The organism is Martinezella calliandrae, assembly GCF_030272695.1.
GTDB classification, from domain to species: domain Bacteria; phylum Pseudomonadota; class Alphaproteobacteria; order Rhizobiales; family Rhizobiaceae; genus Rhizobium; species Rhizobium calliandrae.
In genome coordinates this window covers 1-18,955 of record NZ_JARFYN010000083.1, presented here as the reverse complement: position 1 = coordinate 18,955, position 18,955 = coordinate 1, and the positions used below count along the sequence as shown (strand labels likewise).

19 protein-coding genes, 4 tRNA genes and 1 pseudogene are annotated in these 18,955 nt (G+C 58.8%); 14 read left to right on the top strand and 10 right to left on the bottom strand.

What is annotated here, in order from left to right:
* The first annotated feature begins 324 nt into the window (after window positions 1–324).
* From PY650_RS33670 to PY650_RS33655, 4 genes and pseudogenes are all read left to right on the top strand, one after another.
* Window positions 325–1,234: pseudogene (locus PY650_RS33670) on the top strand (LysR family transcriptional regulator).
* Between the two features lie 144 nt (window positions 1,235–1,378).
* Window positions 1,379–2,263: an alpha/beta fold hydrolase gene (locus PY650_RS33665; RefSeq protein WP_285884312.1), complete on the top strand. Its 885-nt coding sequence runs from the start codon at window positions 1,379–1,381 to the stop codon at window positions 2,261–2,263.
* A 174-nt stretch (window positions 2,264–2,437) separates the two neighbouring features.
* Entirely contained in the window at window positions 2,438–2,839 is a 402-nt protein-coding gene (locus PY650_RS33660) for a muconolactone Delta-isomerase family protein (protein ID WP_285884311.1), read from the top strand.
* 33 nt (window positions 2,840–2,872) lie between these two features.
* A complete protein-coding gene (locus PY650_RS33655) occupies window positions 2,873–3,163 on the top strand; it encodes a hypothetical protein (protein ID WP_285884310.1) in 291 nt (96 codons plus the stop codon).
* A 122-nt stretch (window positions 3,164–3,285) separates the two neighbouring features.
* On the opposite strand, the gene PY650_RS33650 is transcribed toward PY650_RS33655, so the two are convergent.
* The 3 genes from PY650_RS33650 to PY650_RS33640 all read right to left on the bottom strand — a co-directional run bounded on the left by PY650_RS33650 (window position 3,286) and on the right by PY650_RS33640 (window position 4,581).
* Window positions 3,286–3,362: transfer RNA gene (locus PY650_RS33650), tRNA-Pro, on the bottom strand.
* Between the two features lie 129 nt (window positions 3,363–3,491).
* Entirely contained in the window at window positions 3,492–4,001 is a 510-nt protein-coding gene (locus PY650_RS33645) for a DUF192 domain-containing protein (RefSeq protein WP_285884309.1), read from the bottom strand.
* Between the two features lies 1 nt (window position 4,002).
* Window positions 4,003–4,581, bottom strand: coding sequence for a cold-shock protein (locus PY650_RS33640; protein WP_028753855.1), 579 nt, complete (start codon window positions 4,579–4,581; stop codon window positions 4,003–4,005).
* Between the two features lie 197 nt (window positions 4,582–4,778).
* Between PY650_RS33640 and PY650_RS33635 the strand changes: the two genes are divergently transcribed.
* From PY650_RS33635 to PY650_RS33625, 3 genes are all read left to right on the top strand, one after another.
* Entirely contained in the window at window positions 4,779–5,219 is a 441-nt protein-coding gene (locus tag PY650_RS33635; protein ID WP_285884308.1) for a VOC family protein, read from the top strand.
* A gap of 204 nt (window positions 5,220–5,423) precedes the next feature.
* Window positions 5,424–6,227: a hypothetical protein gene (locus tag PY650_RS33630; protein WP_285884306.1), complete on the top strand. Its 804-nt coding sequence runs from the start codon at window positions 5,424–5,426 to the stop codon at window positions 6,225–6,227.
* A gap of 157 nt (window positions 6,228–6,384) precedes the next feature.
* A tRNA-Glu gene (locus tag PY650_RS33625) sits at window positions 6,385–6,459 on the top strand.
* Between the two features lie 210 nt (window positions 6,460–6,669).
* Here the strand turns inward: PY650_RS33625 and PY650_RS33620 are convergent.
* On the bottom strand, window positions 6,670–7,863 hold the full coding sequence (locus tag PY650_RS33620; protein WP_285884305.1) for a M14 family metallopeptidase: 1,194 nt from the start codon (window positions 7,861–7,863) through the stop codon (window positions 6,670–6,672).
* On the opposite strand from PY650_RS33620, the gene PY650_RS33615 reads away from it, so the two are divergent.
* The 3 genes from PY650_RS33615 to PY650_RS33605 all read left to right on the top strand — a co-directional run bounded on the left by PY650_RS33615 (window position 7,862) and on the right by PY650_RS33605 (window position 8,483).
* Complete coding sequence (locus PY650_RS33615) at window positions 7,862–8,236, top strand: hypothetical protein (RefSeq protein WP_285884304.1); 375 nt, start codon at window positions 7,862–7,864, stop codon at window positions 8,234–8,236. The genes PY650_RS33620 and PY650_RS33615 overlap by 2 nt on opposite strands.
* Window positions 8,215–8,289: transfer RNA gene (locus tag PY650_RS33610), tRNA-Glu, on the top strand. The genes PY650_RS33615 and PY650_RS33610 overlap by 22 nt, the downstream gene beginning before the upstream one ends.
* A 119-nt stretch (window positions 8,290–8,408) precedes the next feature.
* Window positions 8,409–8,483: transfer RNA gene (locus tag PY650_RS33605), tRNA-Glu, on the top strand.
* A gap of 61 nt (window positions 8,484–8,544) precedes the next feature.
* Here PY650_RS33605 and recJ read toward each other — a convergent pair.
* From recJ to PY650_RS33585, 4 genes are all read right to left on the bottom strand, one after another.
* Complete coding sequence (gene recJ / locus PY650_RS33600) at window positions 8,545–10,350, bottom strand: single-stranded-DNA-specific exonuclease RecJ (RefSeq protein WP_285884303.1); 1,806 nt, start codon at window positions 10,348–10,350, stop codon at window positions 8,545–8,547.
* 58 nt (window positions 10,351–10,408) lie between these two features.
* Window positions 10,409–11,728, bottom strand: coding sequence for a homoserine dehydrogenase (locus PY650_RS33595; protein WP_285884302.1), 1,320 nt, complete (start codon window positions 11,726–11,728; stop codon window positions 10,409–10,411).
* Between the two features lie 60 nt (window positions 11,729–11,788).
* Entirely contained in the window at window positions 11,789–13,009 is a 1,221-nt protein-coding gene (locus PY650_RS33590) for an LL-diaminopimelate aminotransferase (RefSeq protein WP_285867382.1), read from the bottom strand.
* A gap of 223 nt (window positions 13,010–13,232) precedes the next feature.
* Window positions 13,233–13,694, bottom strand: coding sequence for a hypothetical protein (locus tag PY650_RS33585; RefSeq protein ID WP_285884301.1), 462 nt, complete (start codon window positions 13,692–13,694; stop codon window positions 13,233–13,235).
* 158 nt (window positions 13,695–13,852) lie between these two features.
* On the opposite strand from PY650_RS33585, the gene phaC reads away from it, so the two are divergent.
* From phaC to PY650_RS33565, 4 genes are read left to right on the top strand one after another with little or no spacing between them, the layout of a single operon-like run.
* Window positions 13,853–15,700, top strand: coding sequence for a class I poly(R)-hydroxyalkanoic acid synthase (gene phaC, locus PY650_RS33580; RefSeq protein WP_285884300.1), 1,848 nt, complete (start codon window positions 13,853–13,855; stop codon window positions 15,698–15,700).
* 13 nt (window positions 15,701–15,713) lie between these two features.
* Window positions 15,714–16,463, top strand: a complete 750-nt coding sequence (sfsA, locus tag PY650_RS33575; protein WP_285884299.1) for a DNA/RNA nuclease SfsA — start codon at window positions 15,714–15,716, stop codon at window positions 16,461–16,463.
* A gap of 2 nt (window positions 16,464–16,465) precedes the next feature.
* A complete protein-coding gene (map, locus tag PY650_RS33570) occupies window positions 16,466–17,302 on the top strand; it encodes a type I methionyl aminopeptidase (RefSeq protein WP_285884298.1) in 837 nt (278 codons plus the stop codon).
* Window positions 17,299–17,565, top strand: coding sequence for a hypothetical protein (locus tag PY650_RS33565; RefSeq protein ID WP_432761617.1), 267 nt, complete (start codon window positions 17,299–17,301; stop codon window positions 17,563–17,565). The genes map and PY650_RS33565 overlap by 4 nt, the downstream gene beginning before the upstream one ends.
* 242 nt (window positions 17,566–17,807) lie before the next feature.
* Here the strand turns inward: PY650_RS33565 and PY650_RS37710 are convergent, their stop codons facing one another.
* The gene (locus PY650_RS37710) at window positions 17,808–17,993 is read right to left on the bottom strand and encodes a hypothetical protein (RefSeq protein WP_490390936.1); all 186 of its coding nucleotides are present in this window, start codon (window positions 17,991–17,993) and stop codon (window positions 17,808–17,810) included.
* 215 nt (window positions 17,994–18,208) lie between these two features.
* Window positions 18,209–18,787, bottom strand: a complete 579-nt coding sequence (locus PY650_RS33560; RefSeq protein WP_285884297.1) for a hypothetical protein — start codon at window positions 18,785–18,787, stop codon at window positions 18,209–18,211.
* Window positions 18,788–18,955: the final 168 nt, after the last annotated feature.

Sequence of the window (18,955 nt, the reverse complement as noted above, 5' to 3'; positions counted from 1 at the left end):
GCCGATCGGCAAGGACGTAGGTTCGCCGAAAAACGATCGGCCCGACATCATCGAGCCGATCGAAGAGCCGTCCGACGACGATCCGGAGCCAACATTGCTGTGAGCGGCGCAGGTTAGTAGCTAGCATTGAGGAGGCCGGCGCAGCCGGAAGCTTTGTCGGCATCTTCTTGCGGCCAACGGTTGCCGCCGGCCCTGCGACCGGTGGCCAGGGACATCGCCGCCGCGCCCCGGTAACTATCGACGGGGACGCAATTTGGGGCCATGATCAAAACCTTGCTTCCCCAGCTGTTTCTCAGATGCCCGCCCGTTGATTTTGGAGGCGAAATGGATCGGCTCGACGCCATGCGTGTCATTCTTGCGGTCGTCGATTCCGGCAGCCTGTCGGCGGCCGGCCGCAGGCTCAATGCGCCGCTTCCGAGCGTAAGCCGCAAGGTGGCCGAGCTCGAACGTCATCTCGGTACCAATCTGATCGTCCGCACCAGCCGGAATATCCAGCTGACCAATGCCGGACGTGACTATGTCGATGCGGCAAGGCGGCTCGTCGCCGATCTTGATGAGGCCGAGCGGCGGGCCTCGGGCGAGTATCACGCGCCACGTGGCGAACTGGCGATCACCACCTCGGTCGAATTCGGCACGGGAATCATACTCCCGATTGCGATCGCTTTCATGGAGCAATATCCGGAAGTCACCGTCCGCTTCCTCGCCGTCGACCGGATGGTCCATCTGATTGAGGAGCAGGTGGATATTGCCATTCGCCTCGGGCCGCTCGCCGATAGCGCGCTCTATGCTGTCAAGGTCGGTGACTATCGCATGCTGACCTGCGCCAGTCCCCGCTATCTCGATCGGCGCGGAACGCCGCAACATCCGCTCGATTTGATTGACCACGACGGGATCCTCTTCGGCAATCCCTCTAGATTCTGGACCTATCATGTCGACGGAACTGATAGCATCGCCGCGCACGAGGCTCTCAATCAGCACCGCGGCCGGCAATCTAACGGCAGCGGTGGGAGGCGTCGGGATCGCGCGCCTTTTCGATTATCAGCTTCGGGATGAATTTCGATTAGGTGCACTCGTCCCGGTCCTGACCGACTATGACGGCGAGGCGCGGCCGGTATACGTCGTCTATCCGCGCCAAGGGCTGCTTCCGCTCAAGGTGCGAGCCTTCATAGACTTTGCCGTGCCAAGGCTGCGCGCGGCCTGCTGCGCAGATCACCCTCAGTCGCCGGGCTTATAGGCCGGGCTTATAGAATCTGAGAGCCTGGCTCTCGCAATCACATGCTACCGGCTACGAGACCGATACCGCATATCTTGTGCATCACAAGCCGGCTGGCGACCAGACATCGCCCTGTCCGCAACCATCGAAAACAGGAATGATGACATGTCGCAACAGACGCAACAGCCGAGGGCCGCCGATATCGGTACCATCGCGATCGATGCGGACATCACGCTCCGAAGAATGGTCGTCCATCCGGCTGAGTCGAAGGGGACAGTGCTCCTTCTGCACGGCTTTCCCGAAAGCCTCCATGCGTGGAAGGGAATTACGCCCGCGCTCGCTTGCGACTATGAAGTCCACGCGTTTGATTGGCCGGGCTTCGGCCGCTCGTCGCGCCCATCGGTCGATCGGTTCTCCTATTCGCCCCGCGCCTATGCGCAAGTCCTGAAGGGCTATATCGATCGCGCCGGCATCGACCAGTCGACGCTCAGCATCTACGCAACTGACATCAGCGCACTCCCGACCCTGCTTCTGGCGCTGGCAGAACCGACCATCGCAAAGTCGCTCACCGTCGGGGACTTCGCTCCGTTCGATCGACCGGCCTACATGTGGGAAAACCTGCAGGCGCTCAAGTCGAAACCCGCCTCCGACCAGGTTCGAGCTTTCATGAACGCTAATCGCGAGGAAATCCTAGCGAATACCTTCTTCCGCGGCCTTCCGGAGGGAGCCCGTTACGAAGTCCCGCGTGAATTCAAGGACGATATCGCTCGTAGCTGGGACCATGACGGCATGACGTCCGTGGACGCCTTCTACCACTATTACTCCAATTTCACGCAGGACCAGAAATACTTCGAGGCGAACCTGGCAAGGCTCAGCACGCCCGTGACCGTGGTCTGGGGTGGTGAAGACCTTTACATCAAGAAGGAAATGGGCATCGAACTCGCAAATCGAATCAAGGCCGACCTCAAAATACTCCCCGGTGTCGGGCACTACCCGCACTTGCAGGCCCAAAATCAGACAATCGAGGAAATTCGCGCCTCGTTCCGGTGATTGATTTCGACACTGTCAAAGGAAACAAGCCGCAGCCCGCTGACCCGGGCGCGGCATCGGGGTCGCATCTGATCAACCGATTTATCAACAGCAACACAGGCGCTGCTCTCAAGCAATGCTCGCTCAAAAAACTAGGCTCGCATCTTGGTCTTGTCGCCGACAATAGAGGACAAAATGAAAAGCGCTCTTGTGACAAGATTGGCACTGGCCCTCAGTCTTACGGGCATAGGAACAGGATACGCGCAGTCTGCGCCAGCACCGACGCCAACGACGAGGATTCTGGCTATCGGGACTATTAATCCCGGCATTGATCAAGCTCAGCTCAACGCGATCCTGCCAAGCGAAGCGAAAGAAACAGTCAACCTCTATCTCGAAGGCCAGATCGACCAGTGGTACTCGTTGCAAGACCGTAAAGGGGTGGCGTTCATTCTGAATGCCACCGACCCTGCGGCTGCACACGAAATGCTCGAAAAGCTGCCCTTGGGTCAGGCTCATATCATGAGCTTTAAATTAATCCCCCTTGGCCCGCTTAGCCCGCTAGGCAAGCTGCAGGAATTGACCTCGCAGCCCCAATAATCCCCTCACCAGATTTTACGCAGGAGACTGAAAATGAAAGTGTTTGCTATTGCATCGATCCCCGCGAACGTCGCGATCGAGGAGGTCAGGAGGCATTTTCCGGACGAAGTACCGGCAACGCTCAAGCTCTATCTTGATGGAAAGGTTGAGCAGTTCTGGTTCCGTGAAAAGATGGGACCGATCTTCTTGATGAACGTCGCCACGCTCGACGAAGCCAAGGAAATACTCGGCTCATTGCCGTTGGTTGCCGAAGGACTCATGACCTACGAGTATATGCCCGTCACGACTCTCAGCCCGCTTGGCATGTTGATCCAAGGCAAATAAACGCGGCATCTCCTGATGCGCCTAGACGCCGAGAAATTCGATGACCTCGCGAGGTTTAGTGAAGATGGACGATTAAGCCAAGGTGACCCTGAAAGCAGTTCACGGCTAAGAAGAAAAAACGATGGTCGGAGTGGAGAGATTCGAACTCCCGACCCTCTGGTCCCAAACCAGATGCGCTACCAGACTGCGCTACACTCCGTATCCCTTCGCATATCTCCTCCAGGAGATCGCGTTGTTCCGCTTTGCGGAACGAGTGCGGAGATACACGGTTCATCTCCACGCTGCAACAGCTAAAATGGCATCGAAGTGCTGATCCCCGACGAAAAATCTACTTGGCGAGCTTGGAGGAAATTGTGGCGCTGGTCACCTTGTCGCCAACGGCGAGGCCAAGTTTCTTGACCGTACCGGCGTTCAGCTCGATGACGTAAAGCACGGCCCCCTCGGAGCTGATGATCGCTTCCGAATAGGGTACGGCGTTTTCCTGAATGTGCGTGATTACGCCGCTCTTGTCCAAAAAGAGCATGTCGAGCGGCAATACGGTATTCTTCATCCACATCATGACCGGGCGTGGCTGACCGAAATCGAAGAGCATGCCGTGATCGGCCGGCATGTTCTTGCGATACATTAGGCCGAACTCGAGTTGAGGCTCGGTCAACGCCAATTCAACAGTGAATTTGTGCGTCGTGCCCTTGGCCGTCTGGATCGACAACTGTTCCGAATCGAACGCCATCGATTTCTCGCTGGTCGCTTGCGCTGCAAAGGCGGGAGCGGATGCTCCGACAAGAAAGAGCGCCACGATGGCGCTCTTCAAAACGGCAGAAAACGCAATTCTGGTCATGTCAGTGCGGCCGCGTCACCGGGCTTGGCGCATCCGGATGGATTTCCGCGGCCATCAGTCCCTTCTCACCCGGCCCGAAGCGGACGAGGACCACCTGCCCTGGCCGCAGCTCCGCCAGACCGAAACGACGCAACGTTTCCATATGCACAAAGATATCCTCCGTGCCCTCGCCGCGCGTCAGGAAGCCAAATCCCTTGGTGCGGTTGAACCACTTGACCAAGGCGCGCTCCAAGCCACTTGTCGCGGTCACCTGCACATGCGTCCGTACCGGCGGCATCTGCGACGGGTGTACGGCGGTCGACTGATCCATGGAAAGGATCTTGAAAGCTTGATAGCCGCGTTCGCGACGCTGAATCAAGGCGACGATACGGGTTCCCTCGAGAATGGTCTGGTAACCATCACGACGCAGGCATGTCACATGCAACAGCACATCCTGCATGCCGTTGTCCGGAACGATGAAGCCAAAACCCTTGGCGACGTCGAACCATTTGACGACGCCGGAGATTTCGATGAGCTCGACGGCTTCGCCCGACATCTCTCCGAAGTCGACGATTCCCTTCGATGAAATTCTATCACCCATCTTAGCCAGCCCTCGATTACGCGTCACACTGTTACGGTTAACTGATTCCTTGAAATCAAGATTAACATCTTGGTAACGGAAAAGCGCAAGTCCTAGTTTTCGTTTATTCCCATCCGTAGATTATTGCGACAAGTCTTGCCTGAAGCTGGTGTCTCGTTTCATGATCGTCTCAGCCCAAACATTAGAGAGGAAATAGAATGCGTTATCTCCACACCATGGTCCGCGTTACCGATCTCGACGCCTCGCTGCACTTTTATAGCACTCTATTCGGCCTTACTGAAACCCGTCGCTACGAAAACGAGAAAGGCCGTTTCACACTCGTTTTCCTTGCTGCTAGCGAAGATGTGGACGCGTCGCGAAGCTGCGGCGCCCCCAGTCTGGAACTCACTTACAACTGGGACCCTGAAGAGTATACCGGAGGACGCAACTTCGGTCACCTCGCCTATGAGGTCGATGACATCTACGCAATCTGCCAGAAACTTATGGACAATGGCATTACAATCAACCGGCCGCCCCGCGATGGTCACATGGCTTTCGTGCGGTCTCCGGACGGCATTTCCATTGAGATTCTGCAGAAGGGCGCCGATCTTGCTCCGGCCGAACCCTGGGCTTCGATGCCCAATACTGGCGCCTGGTAGACGCTAGCTTTCGCGAGGCTTACGGCACGCGCGGAGCCATCGGTTTCGCGCTTGCCGGTCATACCCGCTCTCCGGCATGCTTGGACGACTCGAAGCATCATGCATCGGATTTCGTGCGGTCATCGTTCCCAGTCTGCGCCGCGCGTCATCATCGTCCCTCGCAAGAGGCCGTTCCGGTGCCAGTTTTTCAGCGGGGAACGTCCTTTGTGCGATCTACTAATTTTATCCGGCAATAAGAAGCTTGCAAGCGCTATTGCCGTCGCCATGTCATTTGTAATGCTCGCCGGTTGCGCGACGACAGGCGACAAGCCGAAACAGGCGGCCGAGGTCACGCTGCAGCCAAACGCGGCCGAACAGCTTGCCGACGCCCTTAACACCAAAGCTGCGGCGAAGCGCCAAAAGGGCGAGGTCGCCTATCACGATCCGATGGTCCACAGCGTGCATGGCGCGCAGGCGCAGATGGTTGCCCAGCAGACAGGCAGTCAATCCTACTTCCCGGCAGCTCCGGCGGGCGCGCCACCTGTTGCCACCGACGCGCCGGCGGGCATCGCCGGCCTGGTGACCCAACCGACAGCGGTCAACGCCAATAGAAGCAGCATCTATTCGGCGCCCGCGCCGATTGCCGTCAATTCGGATGGAACGCTCGCCAACGCACAGCCGGCCGCCGGTCAGGGACCCTCCCCGATCATGCGCAGCGTCTACAGCATGCCGCCTAGCGCGATGCAGAATGTCGCGCCACAACAGGGCGATGGCGGCATGCCCGTCGACCAAACGTCCCAGGCGGTGATCCCTCCGCCTGTCATCCGCAACGCCGCCGACGCATCGGGAAGCCCGATGAAGCCGACGGCGGACGCCACGCCCTCCAAAATCATGCCTGCCCGCGGCTCCAATGCCCGGAAAATCGACAGCAAGGAGGCATTGATGCTGGCCCATATCGCCGCATCGAAGGGCCAGGGCCAAGATGCCAAACCGCTGCTGACACAGGCGCAAAGCGGAGCGGGGCTGTAAGTCGGCCCTCTCCGCAAATCCTTGCAACATCCTGTTAAGGCAAGCTTATTCAAGTTTCGCCGCATCGTTATGCTTCTGTCATTTTTTCCAAGAAAAAACGAAATTGACGCTTGCGGGAATGAAATCACCCCGCTATAAGCGCGCCACACAACAGCACGCGCCCTTCGTCTATCGGTTAGGACGACAGATTTTCATTCTGTAAAGAGGGGTTCGACTCCCCTAGGGCGTGCCACTATTTCCACCACTCCGGCACAAGACTCGGCACCAGGTTCGGCTATCGACCCCACGCGGAAATTCGCTCATCATCAGCTGAACTGACAACAATGATCCGAGATTGTTGAAAAAGTCCGATGCATGGCAAAGCGAGCATCAGCGAGAGAATCCCATCTCCCGGCAACCCAGTCGTCAACGGCTACAGCCGCGTCACCGGCCTTGGCGGCAACTACTCGGGATAGACTTGGACGTCCTCCGGCTTCGGCTTGTTGAAAAGGATAAATACCAAAGGGTTGCCGGGCTCGGACATTGCGTCGCTGCGCTGGCCCGTTATCTCTCCGGCCACGCTGCTTGTATACTCCGCAACCACTTCGCCGAAGCTATTGCGCTGGATGGCAACCTTTTGTCCGGCTCCGACCTTTTCGTTGAGCTTGACGAGATGCTCAACGAGCCCGCCGGCAGTGGCCAGGATCGGGAACGCGCTGTTGCCGACAAAAACGGTCACGTCCTTGCCTGTACGACCCATTGGCCCGGCAACGATGCCGTGATGCTTGAGGACGTTCATGGTGCCTTCCACGAAGAGCGGAATCATTTCGAGGTCTAGGACTCGGGCAGCGCCGATTTCCGGCGTGAAGGACGGGATGCCCACGTCCATAAACGCGTTGTGCAGGACACCGGGATACACATGATTGTCGAAGATCTGGCCGACGGGATACAGATCTATCATCGCTTTGACTTCGGGCACATCCATGCCGCCAATATTGAAAGCGGTCACTTCAAACCCGGTTGTCCCGGTGTGGAAGTCGATCGAGAAGTCGGCGTTCGGCCGCAGCAGCCGGTTGAACAGAAGCCCGGCGTGTCGGCTGGGTGCGGTGGCGCCGTTCTCGTTCCCGGGCCACTCCCGATTCATATCGATCAGATCGACGCCTCTGCCCTGGTTGGGCCATCTGCGCTGCATGCTTTCTAGCGCCGGGCTGGACACATCCGTGACCACCATTACCGTGCCCGACATCTGCGCCGGGTCGAGCTGGTTCATCACGGCCTGCACCGTATGTATGGAACTCATCTCGTCGCCATGCACGCCACTGGTGAGGACACCGCGCTTGCCCGGCTTTGCTCCCTTGGCGACCGTCACAGACACATACCAGTGCTGTCCGGTCGGCATCTCTACACCCTGGAAATATAAAAGGTGCTTCTGGCCGGGCTCCAAGTCGTTGACATCGAGTTTGCTAACCACCTTTTTGCCGTCGATAACATCGCCGGTATAAACCGTTCCTGATGGCGTATAGGCAGCTGGTGCCGCGGCGTCCTCAGCGTTCGCCGTACCAGCGGCGACGGCGGCCGCGGCTGCGGCGCCGACCGTGGCGATGGATGCCTTTAGCAAATCGCGGCGATCAATACCGTTTGGAGACTTGCCCGGCATGATAGGGTCCTTTGTGATTGTGAAAGGCAACATTCATGCGACGGCGCACGGCATGCGCATCGTTCGCATATTCCGGCGTGAGCTAAAATACGGATATGCTGTTAAAAACGCAAGGTTGCATTATTTCCGCCAGAGCTATGTCGAGGTTTGCGATCTTGCGGCGTTGTTGGCTGGGTTCAAAGACGGTGCAAAGCAGAACTGCCGTCAGAAAATTAGCAGCAATAACAATTACATACGACTTTGGAGTTCATCTCGTCCGGCGTGGTGCTATTACTATTCTGCGACGACAAATCATCCAGCTTCCGCTTGCGGCAACTTTGCGCTATTCCTATATGATCGCAAGCGCTGCCTGCGCCCTTCGTCTATCGGTTAGGACGACAGATTCTCATTCTGTAAAGAGGGGTTCGACTCCCCTAGGGCGTACCAGTTAAACTGACCTCGGAGTTTTCCACAATCGCCTCGAAAAATCCGCGCCTACCCATAGATTTTTCTCGATTTTCCGCTTGCGGGAACAAAAGGTGCTGACTATAAGGGCGCCACAGCACGCGCCCTTCGTCTATCGGTTAGGACGACAGATTTTCATTCTGTAAAGAGGGGTTCGACTCCCCTAGGGCGTGCCACTGCTTTCGTTCCCTAAAAATTTGATTCTTCATCGTTAATGCGACGGTGTCCGTGCGCAGCTCACGGCGCCTTGGCGGCGTCCATGACGCGCAACTGGACACGCCTTGCTCCCTGCCAATAGTCAGCACCGAGCGTGCCAGCGACGTGGATTTGCGCGCCGCGGGAAGAGAGCAGGAGTTCGCCGAGGGGCGTTTCAACGGCGCGGAAGGCAATGCCGTCGAGACGACCGCCGTCCTGGGCCTCCAGGGTGATCTTGATGTGAGATTGACCAACGAGGCGCGAATCGCGCAGGCGGTGGTTTGGAAGAGCGAAGATCGGCTGCGGGTGGCCGGAGCCATAGGGGCCGGCTGTTTCGAGCTGGTCGACCAATTCCACCGTCGCGCCGCCCGCGCCAAGCGCGCCGTCAATCTTCAGCGTTTCGTTGGCGACGAGGCCGGCGACCTGCTTTTCGGCTTTCTCGGTAAAGAAGGCGCGGAGTTTACCAAGATTGGCGCGTTCCACGGTCAGGCCCGCCGCCATGGCATGACCGCCGCCCTTGACGAGCAGGCCCGCATCAACGGCGGCGCGTACCATGCGGCCCATGTCGAAACCGTTGATCGAGCGACCAGAGCCGGTGCCTTTCCCCATCGAGTCAAAAGCGATAGCGAAAGTCGGACGACGAAACTTGTCCTTCAGCCGCGAGGCGATCAGGCCGACAATGCCGGGATGCCAGTTCTCCCGCGCCGTGACGATGACGGATGCGCCGTCGCCGTTGCCATATTCGGCTAGCGCTTCGGCTTCCGCTTCCTGCAGCATGGCTGCTTCCATCGCCTGGCGCTCGCGGTTGAGATCGTCCAGCCTCTCGGCGATTGCCTCGGCCTCGGAAGCGACCTCGAGCGTCAACAGCCGGGCACCGAGTGCCGCGTCACCGATACGCCCGCCCGCATTGATCCGCGGGCCGATCATGAAGCCGAAATGATAGGGCGTGACAGGACCGCCGAGCCCCGCCTTGCGAAACAAGGCTGCAAGACCGGGATTGCCCTGATGGCGGGCGGCGATCAGGCCCTTGACGACATAAGCGCGGTTCAGTCCTTTCAGCGGCACGACATCGCAGATCGTCGCCAAGGCGACGATATCGAGCCAGGCGAGCAGATCGATAGAGCGCACCCGGGCATCGGATGCCTCGCGCAATAGCCGCAAGGCTGCGACCAAGACGAGGAAGACAACGCCGGCCGCGCAGAGATGCCCCTGCCCCGACAGATCGTCCTCGCGGTTCGGATTGACCAGCGCGTGGCAATGCGGCAACTCATGCGCGACCTGATGATGATCGATGACGACGACGTCGATGTTCCGCACTTTCGCCGCCTCGAGCGATTCGAAGCTGGTGGAACCGCAGTCGACAGTGACGATCAGCGCCGCGCCATTGTCGATGAGCTGGTTGATGGCAGCGGGATTCGGGCCATAGCCTTCGAAGATGCGGTCGGGGATATAGATACCGGCCGACACGCCGAAATGCCTGAGAAAGCGGTAGAGCAGCGCCGAGGAGGCGGCGCCGTCAACATCGTAGTCACCAAATATGGCAACGGTTTCGCCCGCTTTGATGGCACGCAGCAGCCGTTGCGCAGCCTTCTCGCAGTCGGTCAGCAAGCGCGGATCGGGCATCAGGCTGCGAATAGTCGGGTCAAGGAAAGCCATGGCCTCGTCGAGGCCGACGCCGCGGCCGGCAAGAACCCGGGCGATCAGATCCGGCAGGCCATGAGTTTGGGCGATAGCAAGCGCCCGATTCTGACCGGCTTGGTCGAGCCGGGAAATCCAGCGATTGCCGGAGGCGGAGCGCTCGACGCCCAGAAATGCCCGCTGCACAGGATCTGCCGGCTGTTCCACCATCTCTCCCAGAATTGGACAGCCCGCTTCGCTCGACAGGAACGGGCCTCTGTCGTCGGAATTATTCCTTCGGCCGCTCGATGCGGATCACCTGTGGTTCACCGACCAGATAACCCTCGGTCTTGATCGAGGCGACTGCCTTGCGCACCGAGTCCTCCGTCGTAGCGTGGGTGACGAGGATGATCGTCTGATGATGGGCCGGCGCCAGATGCTGCGTCGCACGCTGCACGATCGATTCCAGCGAAATGTGGTTTTCTGCCATCCGGGTCGCAACGCTGGCGAAAACGCCAGTTCGGTCAAGAACGGTCAGACGGATGAAATAGCCGCCCTCGTGGCTCTGCATCTGTGCCTTGCGATAGGGCTCCAGCGCTTTGGCCGGATGGCCGAGGGCCGGCACGCGCTGCGCGCCCGGCTGGCTCTTGGCGATATCGGCGATATCACCGAGCACAGAGGAAGCCGTTGCATTGCCGCCGGCGCCGGGACCGACCATCAGCAGTTCGCCGAGAATGTCCGATTCGATCGCCACGGCATTGGTGACACCGTCGACCTGCGCGATGACCGATTCGAGCGGCACCATTGTCGGATGCACGCGCTGTTCAATGCCGGTCTCGGTGCGCTGAGCCACACCAAGCAGCTTGATGCGATAGCCGAGTTCGGCTGCTGCGCGGATGTCCTCGATGGAGATATTGGTGATCCCCTCGAGATAGATGTCGTCGGCCGCGATACGGTTGCCGAAGGCAAGCGTCGTCAGGATGGCGAGCTTGTGGGCTGTGTCGTTGCCCTCGATGTCGAAGGCAGGATCGGCCTCGGCGTAGCCAAGACGCTGAGCTTCCTTCAGGCAATCGACAAAGGACAGGCCCTCTTTCTCCATCCGGGTCAGGATGTAGTTGCAGGTGCCGTTCATGATGCCGTAAACGCGCGAGATGGTGTTGCCGGTCAGGGATTCACGCAGCGCCTTGATGACCGGAATACCGCCAGCGACCGCCGCCTCGAAGTTGAGAAGCGCACCCTTCTCTTCGGCGATCTCAGCCAGTTCTACGCCATGATAGGCAAGCAGCGCCTTGTTGGCCGTGACGACATGCAGGCCACGCGCAAGGGCCGCGCGCACGGCGGCGTTGGCCGCGCCTTCCGCACCGCCGATCAGTTCGACGAACACGTCGATGTCGGCCTTTTGCGCCAGATCGACCGGGCCGCCAAACCATTCGATGCCGGCAAGGTCGATGCCGCGATCCTTGGTACGATCACGAGCCGTGACGGCAACAATCTGGACGGGGCGGCCGCAGGTGACGGCAAGCTCGTTAGCGCGGCTCTGAATGATGCGGACAAGCGAGGCACCAACGGTACCCAAGCCCGCAATGCCGATTTTGAGGGCATCTGCCATGGATAATTCCTGATCAATGTCTTGGAACACGGCAGCCGCGCAAACGGCTGCCGTGAAAAATTACGAGCGGTGGGCGTTCAGCGAAATCACATTATGCATTGTCTCATCCGCAGTGGAGAGGAAGCGCTTCAAATTGCGCGCCGCCTGGCGGATGCGATGCTCGTTTTCGACAAGCGCGATACGAACATAATCGTCGCCCTGCTCGCCAAAACCGATGCCGGGCGCCACCGCGATGTCGGCCTTCTCGACCAGAAGCTTCGAGAACTCCAGCGAACCGAGATGGCGAAATTTTTCCGGGATCTTGGCCCAGGCAAACATGGTCGCCGCCGGCGGCGGTACATCAAAACCGGCCTTGCCGAAGCTTTCAACCAGCACGTCGCGGCGCCGCTTATAGATGTTGCGAACTTCCGCGATGTCGGAGCCGTCGCCGTTCAGCGCATGCGTCGCCGCTACCTGGATCGGCGTGAAAGCACCGTAATCGAGATAGGATTTGACACGCGTCAACGCCGCGATCAGGCGCTCGTTGCCAACGGCAAAGCCCATGCGCCAGCCGGGCATGGAGAAAGTCTTCGACATCGAGGTGAACTCGACGGTGACATCCATCGCGCCCGGAATTTCCAGGACCGACGGCGGCGGGTCATCATTGAAGTAGATTTCCGAATAGGCCAGATCCGATAGCACGATGATATCGTGCTTCTTGGCGAAAGCGATGACTTCCTTGTAGAAATCGAGCGTCGCCACATAGGCCGTCGGGTTGGACGGGTAATTGAGAATAAGCGCCAGCGGCTTCGGGATCGAATGGCGCACGGCCCGTTCCAGCGGCGGAAAGAAGCTGTCGTCCGGCTCGACCTGCATCGAGCGGATGACGCCGCCGGCCATCAGGAAGCCGAAGGCATGGATCGGATAGGTCGGATTCGGACAAAGGATGACGTCACCCGGCGCCGTGATCGCCTGCGCCATGTTGGCGAAGCCTTCCTTGGAGCCGAGGGTGGCGACCACCTGCGTATCCGGATTAAGCTTGACGCCGAATCGGCGAGCGTAATAGGCGGCCTGCGCACGGCGCAGCCCCGGAATGCCCTTGGACGAGGAATAGCGATGCGTACGTGGGTCCTGGACCACTTCGCACAGCTTGTCGACGATTGCCTTGGGGGTCGGAAGGTCCGGATTGCCCATGCCGAGGTCGATAATGTCGGCCCCGCCCGCTCGCGCGCTCGCTTTCAAACGATTGACCTGTTCGAAAACGTAGGGCGGCAAACGCCGGACTTTATGAAACTCTTCCATTTCTTTCCCCATGGGACAGCGGCCCTCACAACCGCAATGAAGTTCGTCAATCTCCCGGTGAGCCGCGATACGAACTCCGGAATCGCGGCGCCGCAACTACAATGACGCGAAGGATACGGTGAATCTTTGACGGTTACAGACGCAAAGCGTTTTCAACCCAGGAAGACACATCGAAATTCAGCCTGTCTGAACGCTTTGCGTCCAAATCGCCTGAAACGCAAGGCTAATTCTGCGTTTGAACTGGCGGCTTACCGGTAGGAGGGCTCTCTTGCTGAATTTGCGATAGGGTGTCCTGGCCGTGCTCGGCCGCGAGCTTGCGCATTTCGGCGACGCGCTTCTGATATTCGGCCTCAGAAATCGTGCCGTCTTTGCGTTGCGTGCCGAGCGCCGTCAGTTGCTTGACGAGATCGGCCGCCTGCTGATCATTGATCTGGACATTCGCTGCTGTCGGAGGAGCGTTAAAGGACGGATATCCGTCCTTGTAATGCTGCTGCGTGTTGCCTTCATCGACCGGCTTGCCTTGGGCAGATTTGACGACCACCGCCTGCGGCGGCTGTTGTCTCTTTGCAAAGGCTGCTTTTTCTTCAGGGGTCGAGCAGCCGACAAGCGCCAGCGCAATAATGCCGCAAAAAGCACCGCAGAGTACGGAATACCGGTTGAGTCTTGCCACCATGCCGCCGCCCATATTGTCGTCCTGCCCTGTTCCTTGCCGTGGGTTGCGACTGTTAAATTTGTCGCAGCGTCAACGCAAGAGCAGGGTTGCGTTTCATTCGACTTGTATTCCTTTTCCGCCAAGATGTACAAATGGAAAACAAAAGAGAGCTGCCGCCGGGAGGATGATGCGTGACCGACAGCAAGCGGGATAAAAGTGAAGGCAATGCCACCTTTCCCGGCTTCGATCCGAAGTCGGTCGAGGCTTACATTGTCAAAGACCCCGAGGCGATGGCCGTGAACTTCGCTCGCGCGCTGGAAAACCTTGGCAAGGCGGCATCAGCTTGGCTCGCACCCCGCGAGCGCGGCGAGAAGATCGACACCGTCGCCGATCCGGTAACCGACATCGTGAAGACACTCTCAAAGGTCGGCGAATATTGGCTTTCCGATCCGCGCCGGACACTGGAGGCGCAGACCTATCTGCTATCCGGCTATTTTGGCCTGTGGACAAAAACCATGCAGCGTCTCAGCGGCGATTCGGCTGCTGAACCCGAAGCCGAGCCGCTGAAAGACAAGCGCTTCGCCGACGAGGACTGGCAAAAGAACCCCTTCTTCGATTTCCTGCGCCAAACCTATCTCTTGACGTCCGGATGGGCGGAGAAGTTGGTCACTGACGCCGAAGGGCTGGACGAGCACACGCGCCACAAGGCCGCCTTCTACACCAAGCAAATCACCGCGGCACTGTCGCCTGCCAATTTCGTTGCGACCAACCCGCAGCTCTACCGCGAGACCGTCGCTTCGAACGCGGAAAACCTGGTGCGCGGCATGAAGATGTTCGCGGAGGACATCAGCGCCGGCCGCGGCGAATTGAGGTTGCGCCAGACCGACATGACAAAATTCGCCGTCGGGCGGGATATGGCGCTGACACCCGGCAAGGTGATCGCACAAAGTGACGTCTGCCAGGTCATCCAGTATGAGGCGGCAACGGACAAGGTTTTGAAACGACCGTTGCTGATCTGCCCGCCGTGGATCAACAAATTCTACATTCTCGATCTCAACCCGCAGAAATCTTTCATCAAATGGTGTGTCGAACAGGGGCACACCGTGTTCGTCATCTCTTGGGTGAACCCCGATAAGCGCCATGCGGCCAAGGACTGGACGTCCTATGCCCGTGAAGGCATCGATTTCGCGCTGGACACCATCGACAAGGCCACGGGGGAAAAGGAGGTCAATGCCGTTGGCTATTGCGTCGGCGGCACGCTGCTGGCAGCGACACTTGCCCTGCATGCCAAGGAAAAGAACAGGCGCATCCGCACGGCAACCTTCCTGACGACGCAAGTCGATTTCACCTTTGCTGGCGATCTCAAGGTCTTCGTCGACGAAGAGCAGATCCAGGCGCTGGAAGAGCAGATGAAGGCGCTCGGCTATCTCGAGGGTTCGAAGATGGCGACAGCCTTCAATATGCTGCGCGCTTCGGAGCTGATCTGGCCCTACTTCATCAACAGCTATCTGAAGGGCCAGGAACCTCTACCCTTCGATCTCCTGTTCTGGAACGCCGATTCCACTCGAATGGCCGCCGCCAATCATTCGTTTTATCTGCGCAATTGCTATCTCGATAATGCGCTGAGCCAGGGCAAAATGATGCTCGACGGCCAAAAACTGTCGCTCAAGGACGTTAAGATACCCGTCTACAATCTGGCGACACGGGAGGATCATATCGCGCCGGCCAAGTCCGTCTTCGTCGGCAGCCAATTCTTCGGTGGCCCGGTAGAATTCGTGGTCACGGGGTCTGGCCATATCGCCGGCGTCGTCAACCCTCCGGACAAGCACAAATACCAGTTCTGGACCGGCGGCCCGGTCAAGGGCGACTATGGTCAATGGCTGATGGAGGCCACGGAGACGCCCGGCTCGTGGTGGCCTCACTGGCATGAGTGGATCAAGAGCCACAACAGTCGCATGGCTCCCGCCCGCAAGCCCGGTGGCGCAGCGCTGAACGCCCTCGAGGAAGCTCCTGGCAGCTTCGTCATGGAGCGCGCCTGAGCGGCCATCCTCCATGCTGTTCAATCCGCCCCTCATCCCTGCTCGGCTGATCTCCCGCTATAAGCGCTTCCTCTTCGATGCCGAACTGGAGAACGGCGAGATCATCACCGGCTCCTGTCCGAATACAGGCTCGATGCAGGGCCTGACAGCACCAGGTTCGCGCATCTGGCTTTCCGAACACGATGGTCCCAAGCGCAAATATCGGCATGTCTTCGAATTGATCGAGGCTGACAGCACCACGGTCGGGGTCAACACGGCGATGCCGAACCGGCTGGTGTCGGAAGCGATTGCCCTCAGCCAGGTTTCCGATCTCGGTGATTACACGACCGTGCGCCGGGAACAGAACTACGGCCGCAATTCCCGTATCGACTTGCTCTTGACCGACCCCTTGCGGACAACCACTTATGTCGAAGTCAAGAATGTTCACTTCATGCGCCAGCAGGGTCTTGCCGAATTTCCCGACACGGTCACAGCCCGCGGCGCCAAGCATCTGGAAGAACTGGGCGACATGGCGGAAGCGGGATACCGTGCCGTCATGCTGTTCGTGATCCAGCGGCACGATTGCCAGCGCTTTCGCATCTGTGCCGATCTCGATACGGCTTATGCCGCGGCCTTCGGGCGAGCTTTGAAACGCGGCGTCGAAGTCTATGCTCTGAAATGCAGGGTTTCGCCAAAGGAAATAACGCCCACAGGGTTGATCCCGATAGACGAACCCGGCATAGCTGCATTAAATAAAAGTATAAAGATTTCTGCTGAAGGCTGATCATGGTGAATTACATCGAAGCGGCAACGGCGCCGTCGAAAAATACCGGCGCCATCCGCCTCTACGGGTCGGATGCTTTCGCGGGAATGCGCAAGGCGTGCCAGTTGACCGCCCGTTGCCTCGACGAACTGGCTGATATCGTCCGGCCTGGTGTACCAACCGACACCATCGATCGCTTCGTCTTTGAGTTCGGCATGGATCATGGCGCCTACCCCGCGACGCTGAACTATCGCGGCTACATGAAATCCTCCTGCACCTCGATCAACCATGTCGTCTGCCACGGCATCCCCAACGACAAGCCGCTACGCGAAGGTGACATCGTTAATATCGACGTGACCTATGTGCTCGATGGCTGGCATGGCGATTCCAGCCGCATGTATCCGGTCGGAGAGATCAAGCGTTCGGCGGAGCGGCTGCTGGAAGTGACCTATGAATCGCTGATGCGTGGTATCGCCGCCGTGCGGCCCGGTGCTCGTACCGGGGCCATCGGCGAGGCCATCCAGAATTATGCCGAAGCGGAGCGCTGCTCCGTCGTGCGGGACTTCTGTGGCCACGGCGTCGGCAGCCTCTTCCACGATTCGCCGAACATCCTTCACTACGGCCGCGCCAGCGAGGGCCCTGAACTGCGCGAAGGCATGATCTTCACGATCGAGCCGATGATCAACCTCGGAAGACCGCACGTGAAAGTACTTGGCGACGGCTGGACGGCGGTCACGCGCGACCGTTCGTTGTCGGCACAATACGAACATACCGTCGGCGTAACCGCCATGGGCTGCGAGATCTTCACCCTGTCGCCAGGCGGTCTCGACCGTCCAGGCCTGCCGCCGTTGCAGGGGTGATTCTTGGCGAAACGCGCGCGTCTTCTTCAGGACATTGCGACAGGCTCATCGATAGCGGCGGGGCAACGGATGGTCTTGAAGACGTTTCCCTTTTCGACAAGCGGCAGTTTTTTGCCCATCAGCCCGCCAAGACCACGCAGCGCTTGAAGCCGGCAAAACCGCCGAGCACGGCGGCCAACGCCGAGGCTCTTTATCACGGCCACCGCGAGCGCCGGCGCAATCGCTACAGCGACGGCGGCGATGCCGCGCTTGCCGAGTACTAGTCTAGCTTCTCGAACTGCTGCTCTTTCGATTGATCCCCCGCCCTGACATCAAGCCGATCTCCAAGGCGCTACTCGCTCGTTTCGGCAGGCGCGGCGGCACTTTGGCGCGCCGACCAATCTGCCGGAGGCACTCATTGTTGATGATATATGGATTCCACTTGGCGAGTGTCTTTTGATCGGGACGTGCGGTCTTCGGTCGATGTATGAACGCAGTACCAACAGCGATCTCCAGTTTAAGGAAATCACGATCTCCGAATCTCCGCTCGATTGCATCGGGCTTTGGGAGCACGAAGTCCAGCTGTCCGCTGTAAGTCAGCGTCGCCGATAAGATACATGTTAGGGCCGACAGCACAAATGTTGCACCCCACTTCGATAACCGCCGCCACAAGGGCCGGAATCTCCGCCTCGAGCAACAGCCTTTCCGTCATGCGTGAGCGCCTCAAGCGGTTGAGCGTCCGATTTTTAGACACGTATGACAAAATATTAAGCCCAGCTTCGCGGGAATTGATTTCCACGACTCTTCCACCAATTACGACGCCACGACAAATGAGATACCGACCGATCATGTGCAGGAAAACAGCGGCGAAGCCGTAAGTCGGCATTAAATTTTCCGGCGCGTGCAAAACGCGTTCGTCTCTTACTCTCAGGCCGGTGGACGCAAATGCAGTAAATCGCGAAGGATCGCGCGTAACTGCGGCCAAGGGGTTTCCGCGAAATCGGAGCCGGGTTCTTCCATTTCGATCAGGCAGTGCAATTTGGCGATCACGTCGTCAATCGTTCGTGCTTGTGCCCGCCAAAGCTCTTCAGCCAGAGCCAAGGCTCGACTGTAAGCCTCGTTTTCAGCGGCGAAGGCGACACTGTAGCCGATTGAAGCATCCGCGATATCCCAAGCCGCTCGGGCGTCCGCGAGTTTTGCTTTCGCCGACGCCCTCGCCTCGTCCAAGGCAGGTCCTGCAAGCAATAGATCGATGTCTTCAGCTGTACGCGCGAAAACAGGACCCGGCCGATTCGGCACCGTCAGCTCCACGTTAGGAAATCCGTCGACCATCGTTAAAAGTAGCTTTTCGAGGCGTTGCTGCCGTCGGCACAACTTGTGTTGTAGTGTGTGTGCAGCGTGCCACCGGTCCCAAGCTGCTGCGATTCCCTCCTCATGATAATCGGTGGGCTTCCCGCCGCCGGGTACCAGTTCCTCAACCGACAGCGAATTGGTCACGATGGACAAGAAGTTTCCGCGGGTTTTTATAGGCAAAGTTCTGCTAATCTCAGAATCACCCATGATCCAAGCTCCAAACAGCTAGACCGTATGTTCCTGGGATGAAGGTGGCCCGCCCCCGCGGTAAGCTGAATTCGGGGGTTGCTCTGGATAGGCCGGAGCCGAGCCCCACGCTTA